Origin of the sequence: Devosia equisanguinis (assembly GCF_900631955.1) — a bacterium.
GTDB classification, from domain to species: Bacteria; Pseudomonadota; Alphaproteobacteria; order Rhizobiales; family Devosiaceae; genus Devosia; species Devosia equisanguinis.
This window is the reverse complement of sequence record NZ_UZWD01000026.1, coordinates 1-14,743: the sequence shown is the minus strand read 5'-3', so window position 1 is coordinate 14,743 and position 14,743 is coordinate 1. Positions and strand designations below refer to the sequence as shown.

At 61.5% G+C, this 14,743-nt stretch carries 14 protein-coding genes; 4 read left to right on the top strand and 10 right to left on the bottom strand.

Features of this window, described 5'->3' with window-relative positions; translation table 11 throughout:
• Positions 1-33: 33 nt before the first annotated feature.
• The 10 genes from cysW to DEVEQU_RS10655 form a co-directional block, all read right to left on the bottom strand.
• Positions 34-909 carry a sulfate ABC transporter permease subunit CysW gene (cysW, locus tag DEVEQU_RS10700; RefSeq protein WP_126150569.1) on the bottom strand — a complete coding sequence of 292 codons (876 nt, stop codon included), beginning with the start codon at positions 907-909 and terminating at the stop codon, positions 34-36.
• Positions 893-1,738 (bottom strand): sulfate ABC transporter permease subunit CysT, encoded by an 846-nt coding sequence (gene cysT, locus DEVEQU_RS10695; RefSeq protein ID WP_126150568.1) that lies wholly within the window; start codon positions 1,736-1,738, stop codon positions 893-895. Before cysT ends, cysW begins: the two co-directional genes overlap by 17 nt.
• A gap of 185 nt (positions 1,739-1,923) precedes the next feature.
• On the bottom strand, positions 1,924-3,276 hold the full coding sequence (locus tag DEVEQU_RS10690) for an FAD/NAD(P)-binding protein (protein WP_126150567.1): 1,353 nt from the start codon (positions 3,274-3,276) through the stop codon (positions 1,924-1,926).
• A 139-nt stretch (positions 3,277-3,415) separates the two neighbouring features.
• Positions 3,416-4,690 (bottom strand): L-fuconate dehydratase, encoded by a 1,275-nt coding sequence (locus DEVEQU_RS10685; RefSeq protein WP_126150566.1) that lies wholly within the window; start codon positions 4,688-4,690, stop codon positions 3,416-3,418.
• A gap of 171 nt (positions 4,691-4,861) precedes the next feature.
• Positions 4,862-5,593 (bottom strand): SDR family oxidoreductase, encoded by a 732-nt coding sequence (locus DEVEQU_RS10680; RefSeq protein WP_126150565.1) that lies wholly within the window; start codon positions 5,591-5,593, stop codon positions 4,862-4,864.
• Between the two features lie 10 nt (positions 5,594-5,603).
• Entirely contained in the window at positions 5,604-6,710 is a 1,107-nt protein-coding gene (locus DEVEQU_RS10675; protein WP_126150564.1) for a mandelate racemase/muconate lactonizing enzyme family protein, read from the bottom strand.
• Between the two features lie 2 nt (positions 6,711-6,712).
• On the bottom strand, positions 6,713-7,798 hold the full coding sequence (locus tag DEVEQU_RS10670) for an ABC transporter ATP-binding protein (protein ID WP_126150563.1): 1,086 nt from the start codon (positions 7,796-7,798) through the stop codon (positions 6,713-6,715).
• A gap of 9 nt (positions 7,799-7,807) precedes the next feature.
• A complete protein-coding gene (locus tag DEVEQU_RS10665) occupies positions 7,808-8,671 on the bottom strand; it encodes a carbohydrate ABC transporter permease (RefSeq protein WP_126150562.1) in 864 nt (287 codons plus the stop codon).
• Positions 8,668-9,543: a carbohydrate ABC transporter permease gene (locus DEVEQU_RS10660; protein WP_206437828.1), complete on the bottom strand. Its 876-nt coding sequence runs from the start codon at positions 9,541-9,543 to the stop codon at positions 8,668-8,670. The genes DEVEQU_RS10665 and DEVEQU_RS10660 overlap by 4 nt, the downstream gene beginning before the upstream one ends.
• Positions 9,544-9,803: 260 nt before the next feature.
• On the bottom strand, positions 9,804-11,132 hold the full coding sequence (locus DEVEQU_RS10655) for an ABC transporter substrate-binding protein (protein WP_126150561.1): 1,329 nt from the start codon (positions 11,130-11,132) through the stop codon (positions 9,804-9,806).
• A gap of 225 nt (positions 11,133-11,357) precedes the next feature.
• Here DEVEQU_RS10655 and DEVEQU_RS10650 point away from each other — a divergent pair, with 225 nt between their 5' ends.
• From DEVEQU_RS10650 to DEVEQU_RS10635, 4 genes are all read left to right on the top strand, one after another.
• Positions 11,358-12,128, top strand: coding sequence for an IclR family transcriptional regulator (locus tag DEVEQU_RS10650; RefSeq protein WP_329601460.1), 771 nt, complete (start codon positions 11,358-11,360; stop codon positions 12,126-12,128).
• 45 nt (positions 12,129-12,173) lie between these two features.
• A complete protein-coding gene (locus DEVEQU_RS10645; protein WP_126150560.1) occupies positions 12,174-12,998 on the top strand; it encodes an amidohydrolase family protein in 825 nt (274 codons plus the stop codon).
• A gap of 83 nt (positions 12,999-13,081) precedes the next feature.
• The gene (locus tag DEVEQU_RS10640; protein ID WP_126150559.1) at positions 13,082-13,411 is read left to right on the top strand and encodes an L-rhamnose mutarotase; all 330 of its coding nucleotides are present in this window, start codon (positions 13,082-13,084) and stop codon (positions 13,409-13,411) included.
• A 131-nt stretch (positions 13,412-13,542) separates the two neighbouring features.
• Complete coding sequence (locus DEVEQU_RS10635) at positions 13,543-14,607, top strand: Gfo/Idh/MocA family protein (protein ID WP_126150558.1); 1,065 nt, start codon at positions 13,543-13,545, stop codon at positions 14,605-14,607.
• The last annotated feature ends 136 nt before the right edge of the window (positions 14,608-14,743 follow it).

Here is a 14,743-nt window from a genome sequence, read left to right as displayed (position 1 = left end):
ACTAACCCTGCGGCAAGGCCTCGATACCTCGCCTCAATGGCCGCGGCCGGTGGCGGCCAATTCAGCACCGAAGCGCCACTCCAGGGTGGTCTTAAGCACCAGCGTGACAAGGGCAAGGAGGGCCAGCAACGACGCCAAGGCGAAGGCGGCGGTGCCTTGATATTCATTGTAGAACATCTCGACTTGCAGCGGCATGGTGGTGGTCTGGCCGCGGATCTTGCCCGAAACCACGGCAACAGCGCCAAACTCGCCCATGGCCCGCGCGTTGCAGAGCAAGACACCATAGAGCAGACCCCATTTGATATTGGGCAGGGTAACGCGCCAGAAGGTCTGCCAGCCTGATGCGCCCAGCGACAGAGCTGCCTCTTCGTCGCCATTGCCCTGATCCTGCATCAGCGGAATGAGCTCGCGTGCGACGAAGGGAAAGGTGACGAAGATCGTGGCCAGCACGATGCCGGGCACGGCGAACAAGATTTCGATATTGTAGGATTTCAGCCAGGGGCCGAGCACGCTGCCGGTGCCGAAGAGCAGCACATAGACCAGGCCAGAGATCACCGGCGACACCGAAAAAGGCAGATCGATCAGCGTGATCAGAAAGGCTTTGCCCTTGAACTCGAACTTGGCAATGGCCCAGGAGGCGCAGACGCCAAAAACGAGATTAAGAGGCACGGCAATAGCGGCGACCAAGAGCGTCAGCCGGATGGCCGATTGGGCATCTGCGGTATTGAGTGCGGCGAAATAGGCGCCGAAACCTTGGCGAAATGCCTCTGAAAACACCGCAATCAGCGGCAAAACCAGAAACAGCGCCAGAAACACCATGCCTACCAGGATCAGCGTCACTCTGACCCAGAGCGGTTCATTGGTGGGCGAAGGCTGTCGCCGCGCTGCGAGCCTAGTTGCCATAGCCATATCTCCTGCGGCTCCAGGCCTGGATCAGATTGATGACGAAGAGCATGGAGAAGGAAATTGCCAGCATGATCGTCGCGATCACCGCCGCCCCGGCATAGTTGTATTCCTCGAGGCGGATGACGATCAGTAGAGGCGTGATTTCGGAAACGAAGGGAATATTGCCAGCGATAAAGATCACCGAGCCGTATTCACCAACCGCTCGAGCAAAGGCGAGTGCGAAGCCCGTGAGGATGGCGGGGGCCAGACCCGGCAGCAGCACCCGCGAAATGGTTTGGAGCCGGTTGGCGCCGAGCGTAGCCGACGCCTCCTCGACCTCGTGGCTGGTCTCTTCGAGAATGGGCTGGATGGTCCGCACCACAAAGGGCAGGCCGATGAAGATCATGGCGATGGTGATGCCCAGCGGCGTATAGGCGATGCGGATGCCGAGCGGCGCCACCAGTTGGCCAACAAAGCCATTGGGTGCATAGATTGCGGTCAGCGCAATGCCTGCCACGGCAGTGGGCAGCGCGAAGGGCAGATCGACGAAGGCGTCGACAATGCGCCGGCCCGGAAAGCGATAGCGCACGAGGATCCAGGCGATCAGCGTACCGAAAACCACATTGATGCCGGCAGCGATGAGCGCTGTGACAAAGCTGGTGCGCAGGGAAGCCAGCACACGCGAATCGAGCGCCACTGCCCAGAAGCCGCTCCAACCCAGCCCTGTGGCGCGCAAGACCAGCGCCACCATCGGGATCAGAATGATCAGCGAAAAATAGACGAGGGTGAAGCCAAAGGTCAGCCCGAAGCCGGGAATGACATTGGGCTGGCGAAACCGGGTGCGCGCACTCATCGCCCTGCCCCGCTGCAGTCATGAAAAATCGCTGTTGAACCGGTCATCGGCCTGCCGCTGCTGAACTCAGCAAACCCTAGCGACAGGGTAGAGTTTCACAAGGAAGCAGCGGCCGAGTTTTCCCGTTCCGCTAGAAAATCCTTTTGCCTGGCCCCCGACAGATCGAAAGAACGGCCTTGCCTTGATCAGGACGGCGCCAACAGCGATTTGGCCAGAGCGGCGCACTGCACGCGGATGTCAGGAACAGCTTCGATTTCGAAATACCGTCCGCGCGTCAGCGGCCCAACCACACGCACCCGAGGCGAGACGGTGCCGTCCTCGGCAATGAGCGCACAATTGTCATCGACGTCGAGACCGATATGCATGGGGTCCGGACGCGCCGCGCCGGTGTGGATCAGCTGCTGGATGATCGGGTTGGCGCTAGCGCGGACATCGACGCTGACGCCACCGCAATCGTAAACGCGGGCGACATCGAGCGACTGCCTGGCGGCGGAACCGCGCGGTCGGATGGTGGCGCGCACGCCCTCCCCGGCTCGCTCGATCCCCATGAATTCGGCCGCGACCAGCCGCACCTGTCCCGCCTCGATAGCCCGCACCAGCCCTTCATGCAGGTCAGGCGGCAGGCGATGGCGATGCACGTTCCACCACGGGCGGATATGACGGAGGAACTGCCGCTTCTCCGTCTTGGGCCAGCTCTGCCAAAGGCGCTGGTTGTATGGGCGCAGGCCATCCACGACGCTGCGCCAGTTGCCGCCAAGCGCCTCGGTATCTCGGACCAGTTTGCGGAACCAATGGGTCAGTGCCGAGAGGCTCTTGCCGAAGGGAACATCAGCCGCGTCGATCTCGAGGGTCGACACGTCCTTATGCGCCAGCGGCAGGAGGCCATTGCGCGACACCACGGTGATCGGGCCACGGTGGCGCGCTTCGGAGAGCGACACCCAGGCGTCGACCATGCTGAGGCCGGATCCAAGGATCATCACTGGGGCGTCGGGATCGAGCGGCGTATCCTGATCCGACCCGGCGCGCACAGCTATGCCCCTGCCCCGTGCCGGCTGGGTCTCGTGCCCAACGGCGAGCACACCCCAGCGTGCGCTTACGCTTGTGCCATTGCCAAGGCGAACAGAAACGCCATTGCCTCGTGTCTCAAGGGCCTCGGCCTCTTCGGAGAGCACAACCAGCCGGCCGGGGATGCGCGAGGCGGCCTGGCGCAGTACGTCCTCTAGGTATGTGCCGTAGAGGCGGCGCGGAACGAAGACCCATGAGCTGGCGTATTTGCCGGGCTGATGCTGCTGCAACCAGGTCCAGAAATGCCCAGGCTCGTCAGCAAAGGCGCTCATGCCGCGTGCCGGGACGTTGACGCGGTGATCGCGCTGCAGCGCCGAATAGGCCAGGCCCTGGCCGAAACGCCCCTGCTTTTCGATCAAGGTGATGCGCAGATCGGGATCGTCGCTGCGCAGCAGATGAGCCGCGAGCAGCACGCCGCTGGCTCCACCGCCGACAATGACCACCGATTTCGCAGGCGCCGCGTTTACTGCCATGAACACCCCAAGGCTTTGGTTTATCGTCGCAACGACCCTAGCCAAGATCGGTGACAGAACAACCCGTCTTGTGGCGCGCTCCCCAGCCGGGAGCGCGTCTCGTCGTCACACAGGCACCTTGGTGAGCGGTGGCGGAGCCTTATCCTGCAAAGGTGTTCTGCGCGATGGAGTCAGGCTTCATCTCGATGGAAAAGCCGGCCCGCTCCGGCGGCATGTAGGCGGCGTTCTTGATGGTGCAGGGATCAAGGAAGTGTTCGTGCAGGTGATCGACAAACTCGATCACCCGGCCATCCTTGCTGCCCGAGACCGCCAGATAATCGATCATCGACAGGTGCTGCACATATTCGCAGAGGCCGACGCCGCCAGCATGCGGCCAAACCGGTTTGCCATATTTGGCCGCCATCAGCAGCACAGAAAGCACTTCGTTGAGGCCACCGATGCGGCAGGCATCGATCTGAACCACATCGATGGCGTCTCGGGTGATGAACTGCTTGAAGAGAATGCGGTTCTGGCACATCTCGCCGGTAGCGACCTTTACCGGGGCGATGGCGTCGCGAATCTTGCGATGACCTTCGACATCGTCGGGACTGGTGGGTTCTTCGATGAAGTACGGATTGAAGCGCTCGAGCTGGTTGACCCACTCGACCGCCTGGTCGACTTCCCAGACCTGGTTGGCGTCGATCATCAGGTATCGATCAGGCCCCATGATCGAACGGACAATTTCCAGGCGTCTGATGTCGTCTTCGAGGTCGCGGCCAACCTTCATCTTGATATGGGTAAAGCCACTTTCCACCGCCTCGGTGGCGAGGCGCGTCAGCTTCTCATTGGAATAGCCCAGCCAACCGGCCGAGGTGGTATAGCAGGGGTAACCTTCCTGACGTAGCTTGGCGATGCGGTCAGCCTTGCCGGCCTCTGCTGCCTTGAAGATGGCCAAAGCCTCTTCGGGGGTAATGGCGTCGGTGAGGTAGCGGAAATCAATGATGGAAACGAGCTGATCCGGGCTCATTTCGGCGACATAGAGCCAGACCGGCTTTCCGGCCTCCTTTGCCAAGAGATCCCACACCGCATTGACCACAGCGCCAGTGGCCAGATGCATGGCGCCCTTGTCCGGCCCGATCCAGCGCAGCTGGCTGTCGCCAGTGACATGGCGCCAGAAACGTCCGGGATTCTCGGCGATCCAGGCGAGGTCCAGGCCGACGACACGATCGGTCAGCGCCTTGATGGCCGTGCACACCACCTCATTGCCACGACCGATGGTGAAGGTCAGCCCATGCCCCTCATGGGCGCCATCGGTGCCCAGCACCACATAGGCGGCCGAGTAGTCGGGATCGGGATTCATCGCATCCGAGCCATCCAGCGACTGAGAAGTCGGGAAGCGCAAATCGTGGGTGGTAAGGGCGGTGATCTTGGTCATGCTGCTATTCTCTGAAGTGGGACGGTCGGGCATTTGCACCGGCCGTCGGCTCGTCCGCCCCTGTCCTCACTGAGAAAAGGGGCGGCATGATTGGTTTGTGCCTGTCGGCCAACCCGAGCGCCGTCCCCCCGGCGGCGGCACGAGCTCAGTCTCAAATCCGGCGGCGCGGCTTCAGGCGGTCCAGCCGCCATCGATGACGTGGATCTGGCCGGTGGTGTAGGTGGCACCCGCCAGATAGACGGCCAGATCGGCCACTTCCTCGGGGCGGGCAATGCGGCCGATGGGTTGGCGAGCGATGAAGGCCTTGCGCGCAGCGTCGAAATCGCCGGTGGCGTGCCAGCGCTCATGCAGGCTCGGGCTTTCCACCGTGCCGGGGCAAATGGCGTTCACGCGGATATTGGAGGTGGTGTAGTCAGACGCAATCGACTTGGTGAGGCCGATGACGGCAGCCTTGGAGATGGAATAGGCGGCGCGGTTGGGGACGCCCTTCACCGAACTGGCGACGGTGGCCATGTTGATGATGGCACCATCCCTACGCTCAAGCATCTGCGGCAGGATGGCCTTGATGGTGCGGATCTGCGCCTTGACGTTGAGGTCCCAGGCAAAATCCAGATCCTTGTCGCTCATCTCCAAAACGGTTCCGGCATGGACCACGCCGGCACAGTTGAACAGCACATCGATATGGCCGATTTCCGCCACAGCAGCATTGACGTCATCATCCGACAGGACGTTGAGCACGCGGGTGTCGATATTGGCCGTGCCTTCGAGCTCGGCCAGCTTGGCGGCATTGATATCGGTGGCGATCACCTTGGCGCCGGCACGGGCAAAGGCCAGGGCCGAGGCCTGACCGATGCCCTGCGCAGCGGCGGTGATGAGAACGATCTTGCCAGTAAGGTCAGCCAATTGTCTTGTCCTATTGAATGGTGCTGCGGCTGCCGGCGACGGCAAGCCGGTCGATAGCCGAAAAATCCCAGGCGATGCCAAGGCCCGGCTGTTCCGAAGGAATGGCCTTACCCGCCTCGATACGCATGCGCTCGGTGGTGAGGTCATCCAACTGCGGGATATACTCCACCCAACGCGCATTGGGCACTGCGGCGCAGAGGCTCACATGCAGTTCCATGAGAAAATGCGGGCACACAGCCACGTTGAAGGTCTCGGCCATATGCGCCACCTTGAGCCAGGGGGTGATGCCGCCAATGCGGCCGACATCGACCTGGACGATGCTGGCAGCGTTGTGCTGCAGATATTCGCGGAAGTGACTGACCGAATAGACGCTCTCCCCCACCGCAATGGGCAGGCTGGTATGCTGGCTGAGCCGGATGTGCCCAGACATGTCGTCGGCCGGTAGCGGCTCCTCGAGCCAACCGATATCGAGCGGCTCATAAGCGCGCGAGCGGCGGATGGCCTGGTCGAGATTGAAGGCCTGGTTGGCATCGGTGAAAATTTCGAAGCCCGGCCCCACCGCCTCGCGCACCGCGGCAATGCGCTTGACGTCCTCATGGATCGGGCGGCCAACCTTGAGCTTGCAGCCGCCGAAACCGTCGGCCTTAGCCTTGAGAGCGTCCTCGACCAGTGCTGCCTCGTCCAGATGCAGCCAGCCACCCTCGGTGGTATAGAGCGGAATGGCCTTTTGCGCCCCACCGGCGAGCTTGTGCAGCGGCAGGCCCAGCTTGCGGCATCGCAGATCCCACAGGGCAGTGTCGACCGCCGCCATGGCGATGGCAGTGATGGCGCCCACCGTAGTGGCGTGGGTGAGAAACAGCAGATCGCGCCAGATCGCCTCGATCTCGTCGGCGTCGCGTCCGATGATCGCCGGTGCCAGGGTCCGCTCCAGCAGCGCCATGACCGAGTGCCCACCGGTGCCTATTGTATAGCTATAGCCGGTGCCAACGACACCATCGGCGTCGGTGAGGCGCACGATTGGCGTTTCCTGGCTGACGAAGCTCTGGATTGCGTCGACCCGCTTCACCTTGGGTTTGAGGTCCACCATCACCAGTTCGACACGAACGATTCTGGCCATCTTTATGCCCGTACGCTCTTGCCGCTCGCCCGGTCAAATACGTGCAGCCGGGTCAGATCGAGGGTGAAAGTCAGCTCCTCGCCGGGATGCACGACGCGCGGATTGAGCATCTTGCCCTGCACGTCCTTGCCACCCATTTCGACGAAGAGAATGGTTTCAGTACCCAGCGGCTCGGCGATGGTCACCGGGCGCGAAATGGTGAGCGCCCCGTCTTCGGTGTGAAGGGAATGCCCCTTCGGCGCGAGGCTTTCGGGACGAAAGCCAAGCACGATCTGCTGGCCCTCGCCCACTGCCAAACCGCTCGGCAGCGGCACAGCGACGCCATCCGACAGCACGGCCTTGCCGTCCTTGACCACGGCATCGAGCTGGTTCATCGGCGGCGAACCGATAAAGCCGGCGACGAAGGTATTGACCGGGTGCTCGAACACCTCGCTGGGCGTGCCCACCTGCTCGATATGGCCATCGCGCATGATGACGATGCGGTCGGCCAGGGTCATGGCCTCGACCTGGTCGTGCGTGACGTAAATGACCGTGGTCTTGACCCGCTGATGCAGCTTCTTGATCTCGACGCGCATCTGCCCGCGCAGCTTGGCATCGAGATTGGACAACGGCTCGTCGAAGAGAAAGACGTCGGGATTGCGGACAATGGCGCGACCCATGGCGACGCGCTGGCGCTGGCCGCCGGAGAGATTGGCCGGGAGGCGATCCATATAGGGTCCGAGGCCAAGAATTTCGGCTGCCTCGGTCACGCGCTTATCGATTTCGGCGGGCGGCATATTGGCAATCTTGAGCCCAAAGCCGAGATTGTCGCGCACGGTCATGTGCGGATAGAGCGCGTAAGACTGGAATACCATGGAGATGTTGCGCGCCCGCGGTGGCAGGTCGTTGACCACCCGGTCGCCGATGGAAATCGTGCCGCCGCTGATCTCTTCCAGTCCCGCGATCATGCGCAAAGTGGTGGACTTGCCGCAGCCGGAGGGGCCGACGAGAACGACGAATTCGTTATGGGCGATCTCGAGGTCGATGCCATGCACCGTCTCCAGCTTGCCGTAGCTCTTGCGAACCTTGTCGAGGCGTACCTGTGCCATCGGAATTCCTTACTTGACGCCGCCGAAGGTGAGACCGGCGATCAGGTGCTTCTGCACGATGAAGGTCAGCACCAGGGCGGGGATGATGATCAGCACGGCCATGGCGCTCATGCCGGTCCAGTCCACGGTGAACTGGGCGGTAAAATCCATGAGACCGACCGGCATGGTCTTGCTGGCCGTGGTGCGGGTGAGCTGGCTGGCCAAGGCATATTCGTTCCAGGAGGTGAGGAAAGCGAAGATGGCAGCAGAGGCGAGGCCTGAACGGGCCAGCGGAAATTCGATCTTCCAGAAGGCCTGCCAGGGCGTGCAGCCGTCGATCTGGGCGGCCTCGCTGAGATCGACCGGGATCTGGCGGAAGAAGCCATCGGTGAGCCAGATGGTGAAGGGGATGTTGATGGCCATATACACCAGGATCAACCCGAGACTGGTGTCGATGATGCCCAACCGCGCCCAGATGATGAAGAGCGGCAGGCTGAGCGCCACGCCCGGAACTGTGCGGCTGAGCATGAAGGCGAGGAACAATGTTGCCTTGCCGCGGAAACGATAGCGGGCGAATGCGTAGCCGCCAGCCATGCCCACTATGATCGCCACGAAAGTGGAGGTCAGCGAGATCACCAGCGAGTTGACGAAATACTGCGCTACCGGCAGGCCTTGCTGCGCTGTGGATAGACCGAAGAGACGCTGAAAATTGTCGAGTGTCCAGTTCTGCGGGATCCAGATGGCAGGGCGCGCCAGCACTTCGATATTCGGGCGGAAGGCGGTGAGTACCACCCAGAGGCCCGGTACGGTCAGGATCAGCATGGCGACGAACACGCCAAGCCGGATCAGCCACCGCTGCCAAGGCTTTTCGATGGTCAGGCCGTTGGCACTCATTGCGCACCTCCCATGAAGGTCCGCGCCGCAGTGAGCTTGCGGTAGAAGTAGAAGGTAAAGACGATCGAGAGGATGATCGACACGTAGCCCATGGCATTGGCCATGCCCATCTGGCTGTTCTGGTAGCCGGTGCGGGTCATCAGCGTCCAAATCAGCTCGGTGCGACCGGCCGGCCCTCCATTGGTCATGATGCGGATCATGTCATAGGCACGCGCCACATCGAGGGAGCGGATCGTCATGGCGATATAGACGAAAGGCATGAGGAAGGGCAGCGTGATGTGACGGAACACTTGCCAGGGATTGCAGCCATCGACTTTTGCCGCCTCGATCGGCTCCTTGGGCAGAGCCATGAGGCCCGCCAGCAGCAGAATGGCGAAGACAGAAGTCGACATCCAGATTTCGGCAAAGATGATGGAGAAATTTGCCAGTGTTCCATCGACCAGCCAGGGAATGGGCTGGCTGATTATGCCAAGATCGAACAGCGCATTGTTCACGAGGCCAATGGAGTCGTTGAACACGTATTTGAACTGGAAGCCGACCAGGATGGGCGAGAACATCATGGGGAACATCATGATGGTGCGCAGGGTGCGCTGGCCCCAGGTGATCTTGTTGATCAGCAGCGCCAGACCAAGGCCCAGCAGCATTTCAAGATTGAGCGTGATGGTGACAAACAGGAAAGTGCGCCCAAAAGCCCACCAGAATTCCTCATTGCCCAGGAGGCGCTGATAATTGCGCAGGCCGACGAAATTGTAGAGCGTATCAGGCTTGGTGAGATTGTAGCTGGTGAAGCTGGTCCAGAACGATACCAGCAGCGGCACGAGCACAACCGCGAGAATGACGACTATCGCCGGCAGGAGCAGCAGATAGGGGATTGCCGCAGGCGAACGGAAAAAGGCAGTAATGCCCTCTTTCGCAGTCGGCCGGGAATAGGGTTCGGCGGTCGCTGTCACTTCAGTCCCTTGCAAAATGACCCGATCGGGTCTGGCATGGCTTGATCGATACCATGCCCTGATGGGCGACGGTGCAGCGTCACGCCAATGCGCGCCACTGATGCCATCTATCGGGAGGGCCTCTGGAGGCGGGAGCGAAGCGACCCTCGATGCGAGGGCCGCCTGCTCGATGGTTTCAGACCTTAGAGACGACCAGCGTCCTCGAGGATGACACGCGCATCATCGGCCGCCTTGTCCAAGGCCTCCTGGGCGGTCTTTTCGCCGACGATGGCGGCCTGCAGTTGCGGCCAGAGCACGTTGGACACTTCGATCCATTCCGGCACCAGCGGCGGCGTGCGGGCTTCAGCCAAAGATGCCTGGAACACCGAGAACATCTCGGCCAGCGCGGGCTTGTTGTTCTCGTGGAACCACGGCACGACTTCGTCGAAGGTGGCCGAGCGGGTCGGCAGATTGCCGGCCTGGGCTTCCATCAATTCGCTTTCGTCATTGGTGAGGAACACGGCCAGAGAAACAGCCGCTTCCTTGTTATCGCAGGCCTCGGTAACCGAGAACGAATGCGAACCTGACCAGGCGCCGCGCTTGCCCGAAGAGCCAACCGGAGCCACGGCGAAGCCGAGCTTGTCGGAGACGGTGGAGGCGGAAGGATCAGAATAGAAGCCAGCAAAGCCTGGCCAATCGAGGTCAAGCGCCAGCTGGCCGGCGGCAAAGGCCTGGCCGATATCATCCCAGGTGTAATTCACGGTACCAGCGGGCACCGCGCCGGCCTTGTAGATGTCGATGAACCACTGCAGGGCAGCCACGCCTTCGGGCGAATTGAAAATGGGGTTCCAGTTCTCGTCGAACATGTCGCCGCCATTGGCGCGCAGGATTTCCATGAAGCGGCCGGTCATGCCTTCGTCCTTGCCGGCAAAGGCAGTGCCGTAAAGGTTCGGCGGCTCGGCGAAGAAAATGACCTGCTGCCTGAACTCGTCATAGGTCGTAGGCGGCGCCAGATCGACGCCGAACTCGGCCTTATAGGCCTCCTGCTTGGCCGGATCTTCGTAGAGATCCTTGCGGTAGTAGAGATTGGACACGTCGGTGACGCGCGGAATCTGCACGAGGCGCCCATCGACCTCGGCCGAGGCCAGCGTGCCGGGGACATATTTCGCCAGTTCTTCGGCGGGTATATAGTCCTTGAGATCGATATAGAGGTCGCCATATTGCGGGGCGAAGCTAGTGTGGTTGGAGCCGACGCACCAGGTGATCTGGCCGGTCGCGATATCCTGCTTGATTTCGCGATCCAGATCAAAATGGTTCTTGGACGAAACAATCTCGACCTTGGCACCCGTCAGCGCTTCCCATTCGGGAATGCGCGTATAGAGCTTTTCGTACTGCGTGCCACCGATCAGCTTGACCTTGAGGGTGTAGCCCGGGAACGAACCATAGTTGAATTCCTGCGCCGACGCGCCAGCAGCGAGTCCGACAAGCGCACACGAAGCCAGGAGCGCCCCGGCCAAAGTCTTGTTTGCCATAGATTTTCCTCCACAGACCCTTTCGGACGCCCGGCTCGTTTTGAGCTTGATCATCCATATTTGAAAAGTCTATTCGTAGGTAAGCACAAACATGTTAGTTCAGTCAACGGCGGTTTGAGGGGTTTGTGGTGGGGTGAGCACCATTGGTATTTTGGGCGGGGCGGATGGCGGCGGTGACGAAGCGGCGGGAACGTGAGATAGCCGGACAGATATTTGGAGGACGAGTTGGCCATCGAGGATGACAGCGAACGCTATCGCGCACCGGCGCTCGACAAGGGGCTCGACATCATCGAGCTGCTGGCGGGGACGGCGGACGGACTGAGCCAGGCGGAGATCGCCAAGGCGCTGGACCGCACACCGAACGAAATCTACCGCATGCTCGACCGGCTGGTGCGGCGCGATTATGTCCGGCGGACGCCTGAAGATCGTTATGAAATCACGCTGAAACTGTTCGAGCTGGCGCATCAGCGGCCGCCCATGCACCGCATGATCAGCCAGGCCACGCCGGTGCTGCGCAATTTCGCGCTGCATGCCGAGCAGGCGGTGCATCTGGTGGTGCAGGACCGCAATCTGCTGGTGGTGATCGCCCAGGTGGATGGGCCCGGCTATTGGAACGTGTCTATTCGCGTCGGTTCGCGCATCAGCCTCGTCAATACCGGCTCAGGCCATGTCTTCCTGGCCTTTTCGACGCCGGAAGAGCGGCGATTGATGCTGGAAGAACAAGACCTTGGCACGCCCGAGAAAATGCCGAAGGGGTTGGAGGCGCGGCTCGAGGGCGTGCGGGAGCAGGGTTATGAGATGATGCCCAGCGCCCAGGTTTCGGGCGTTTCGAACCTGTCGGTGCCGATCTTCGGGCCGCTGGGCACGGTGATCGCGGTGCTGACCTGCCCCTATACGCAGCGTCTCGACAAGCTGGATGCACCCAATATGCCGACCGTGCTGAAGCTGCTGCAGCAGGCTGGGCACGAGATTTCGCGACGCTCCAACGGCAGCTGAACGCGGCAAGCGGCCAGCGGCCGCCCAAAAATCTGGAGGAATTTCATGCGCATACTCGATACGCATCTGCATCTGGTCTACCCGGATCGCTTCACCTATCCGTGGCTGTCTGGTGCGCCAGCGATCAATCGGGAATGGACCAGTGCGGCCTATTTCGCGGAGGCGGTGCCGCTGGGGATCGAATCGGCGCTGCATATGGAAGTCGACGTCGCCGAAAAGGACATCGAGGCAGAGACCGATTATGTGCTCACCCTGCCCCGCATCGTCGGTGCCATTGCGGCATGTCGACCGGAAAGCCTTGATTTTGCGGCGCAAATCGAACGACTGGCGACCAAGCCAGGGGTTAAGGGGGTGCGGCGCATATTGCACCAGGCGCCGGATGAGCTGAGCCAGTCAGCCCTGTTCGCCGACAATATCAGGCGGCTGGCGGCGCATGGGCTGAGCTTTGACCTTTGCGTGCGTCACGACCAGTTGCCGATCGGCAAGACGCTGGCTGAGAAGGCGCCGGAGGTAACCTTCATCCTCGACCATTGCGGCGTGCCCGATGTCACTGGAATTGGTCTAAATCCTTGGAAAGCTTATATTTCCGAGATCGCCAAGCTACCGAATGTCAATGCCAAGATCTCCGGGATCGTGGCCTATTCTGGCGCCGACTGGACCGTCGAAACCATCCGTCCCTATGTCGAACATGTCATTGAAAGCTTCGGCTGGGACCGGGTGGTCTGGGGTTCCGACCACCCGGTGGTGACGCTAACCGGCAGCCTAACCCGCTGGGTAGAAGCGACCTGGGAGATTATCCGGGATTGTTCCGAAGCGGAGCAGGCCAAGCTGCTGCATGGCAATGCGGAACGGATTTATAAGGTTTTATAGAGGCTTAGCCGAAACTCGCGCGGACACCTGCGGGGTCGCGCGGCTTTGGCGGTGTGCGCAGAACGATAGCGAGGAGCGAGGGAATGAAACGTTATGGCGCGGTGATCGGGCTCAAGCCGGAGCAGATTGCGGACTACAAGCGGGTGCATGCTGCCGTCTGGCCTGATGTGCTGGCGCAGATAAAAGCCAGCAATATCAAGAACTATTCGATCTTTCTGCGCGAACCGGAGAACCTGCTCTTCGCCTATTACGAATATGTCGGGACGGACCACGACGCCGATATGGCTGCGATGGCGGCTGATCCGCGGACGCAGGAATGGTGGGCGGTGTGCATGCCGATGCAGGCGCCGCTAGCGACACGCGCCGAGGGCGACTGGTGGGCGGGCACCGAGGAAGTATTTCATCTCGATTGAGCGCGGAGGCGCAGAGTCTGACCGCGATATGAACGGTTTCTGAACGGCGTTTGGTGCTTGCCTCAATCATTCTTATGTGAAAAGATTATTCACATAAGAATGAACCTCGACAGGTCGAGGAGGAGGACAGCGTGCCCGTCGACACCTCTGCTTTGCTGCAGAGCTGGCCCTTGCCGGCAGCCCCCCGCCCCATCGTCATCATCGGCGCCGGTGGCATCGTCAATGACGCGCATCTGCCGGCCTATCGACTGGCCGGATTTCCGGTGGCCGGCGTCTTCGACATCGATGGTGAGCGGGCGCGCAGCCTGGCTGCCAAGTGGGACATCCCCGCCTTCGCCACGCTGGAAGAGGCGATTGCGACGCCGGGCGCGGTCTATGACCTCGCCTTGCCTCCTGCCGCGCATTTGTCGGTGCTGGAACGACTGCCCGATGGCGCGGTGGTTTTGCTGCAAAAGCCGATGGGACGCGATCTCGACGAGGCGACGGCGATCCTGAAGCTCTGTCGGGCCAAGCGGCTCACGGCGGCTGTCAATTTCCAACTGCGCTTCGCGCCGATGATGCTGGCGGTGCAGGATGCGCTCAAGCGCGGCTGGCTCGGCCGGTTGATCGATACCGAGGTGCATCTGAACCTCGTGACGCCTTGGCAGCTGTTTCCGTTTCTCAAAGGCATGCCGCGCGTCGAGATCGCGGTGCACTCCATCCACTATCTCGATCTGCTGCGGGCGCTGCAGGGCAATCCCGTCGGGGTGCATGCGCGGACAATGGGGCATCCATCGACCGACCTGGCGCAGACGCGGACCAGCGCGCTGATCGATTTTGCCGAGGGTGCGCGGACGACGCTGTCGATCAACCACCACCATGACTTTGGCCGCAAGTTCCAAGATGCGAGCTTCCGCTTCGAAGGCAGCGACGGCGCGGCCATGGTCAAGCTCGGATTGTTGCTCAACTATCCGGAGGGCGAGCCGGATGAGTTCTGGATTGTCCGCAAGGGAGAGGAATGGGCACAGGTGCCGCTGCAGGGCGGCTGGTTCCCGCATGCCTTTATCGGCACGATGAGCAATCTGCAGCGCTTCGCGGCGGGCGAAGACGAGGTGCTGGTCACCTCGGTGGAGGACGCCTGGCACACCATGGCACTGGTCGAAGCGGCTTTCCGTTCGGCTGCTGCTCCGGCGACACCGCTGGAGGCGAAGCCGTGAGGGGGTTTACTGGTTTGCAGTCTTGCTTTGCGTCGCGCGGGGAGCGGTCTGGAGAATGCCAAGGCGACCCCCACCCCAGCTTTGCTACCGCCCTTCGGGCCGAGCGACGCTACCCTCGCGTGGGGGGGGAGGGAGG

Excerpts from the sequence above, each read along its gene's own strand:
- DEVEQU_RS10685 (WP_126150566.1), bottom strand. The coding sequence starts at position 4,690 with ATGACCAAGATCACCGCCCTTACCACCCACGATTTGCGCTTCCCGACT.
- cysT (WP_126150568.1), bottom strand. The coding sequence starts at position 1,738 with ATGAGTGCGCGCACCCGGTTTCGCCAGCCCAATGTCATTCCCGGCTTC.
- DEVEQU_RS10640 (WP_126150559.1), top strand. The coding sequence starts at position 13,082 with ATGAAACGTTATGGCGCGGTGATCGGGCTCAAGCCGGAGCAGATTGCG.
- DEVEQU_RS10690 (WP_126150567.1), bottom strand. The coding sequence starts at position 3,276 with ATGGCAGTAAACGCGGCGCCTGCGAAATCGGTGGTCATTGTCGGCGGT.
- DEVEQU_RS10665 (WP_126150562.1), bottom strand. The coding sequence starts at position 8,671 with ATGAGTGCCAACGGCCTGACCATCGAAAAGCCTTGGCAGCGGTGGCTG.
- DEVEQU_RS10675 (WP_126150564.1), bottom strand. The coding sequence starts at position 6,710 with ATGGCCAGAATCGTTCGTGTCGAACTGGTGATGGTGGACCTCAAACCC.
- DEVEQU_RS10645 (WP_126150560.1), top strand. The coding sequence starts at position 12,174 with ATGCGCATACTCGATACGCATCTGCATCTGGTCTACCCGGATCGCTTC.
- DEVEQU_RS10670 (WP_126150563.1), bottom strand. The coding sequence starts at position 7,798 with ATGGCACAGGTACGCCTCGACAAGGTTCGCAAGAGCTACGGCAAGCTG.
- cysW (WP_126150569.1), bottom strand. The coding sequence starts at position 909 with ATGGCTATGGCAACTAGGCTCGCAGCGCGGCGACAGCCTTCGCCCACC.
- DEVEQU_RS10655 (WP_126150561.1), bottom strand. The coding sequence starts at position 11,132 with ATGGCAAACAAGACTTTGGCCGGGGCGCTCCTGGCTTCGTGTGCGCTT.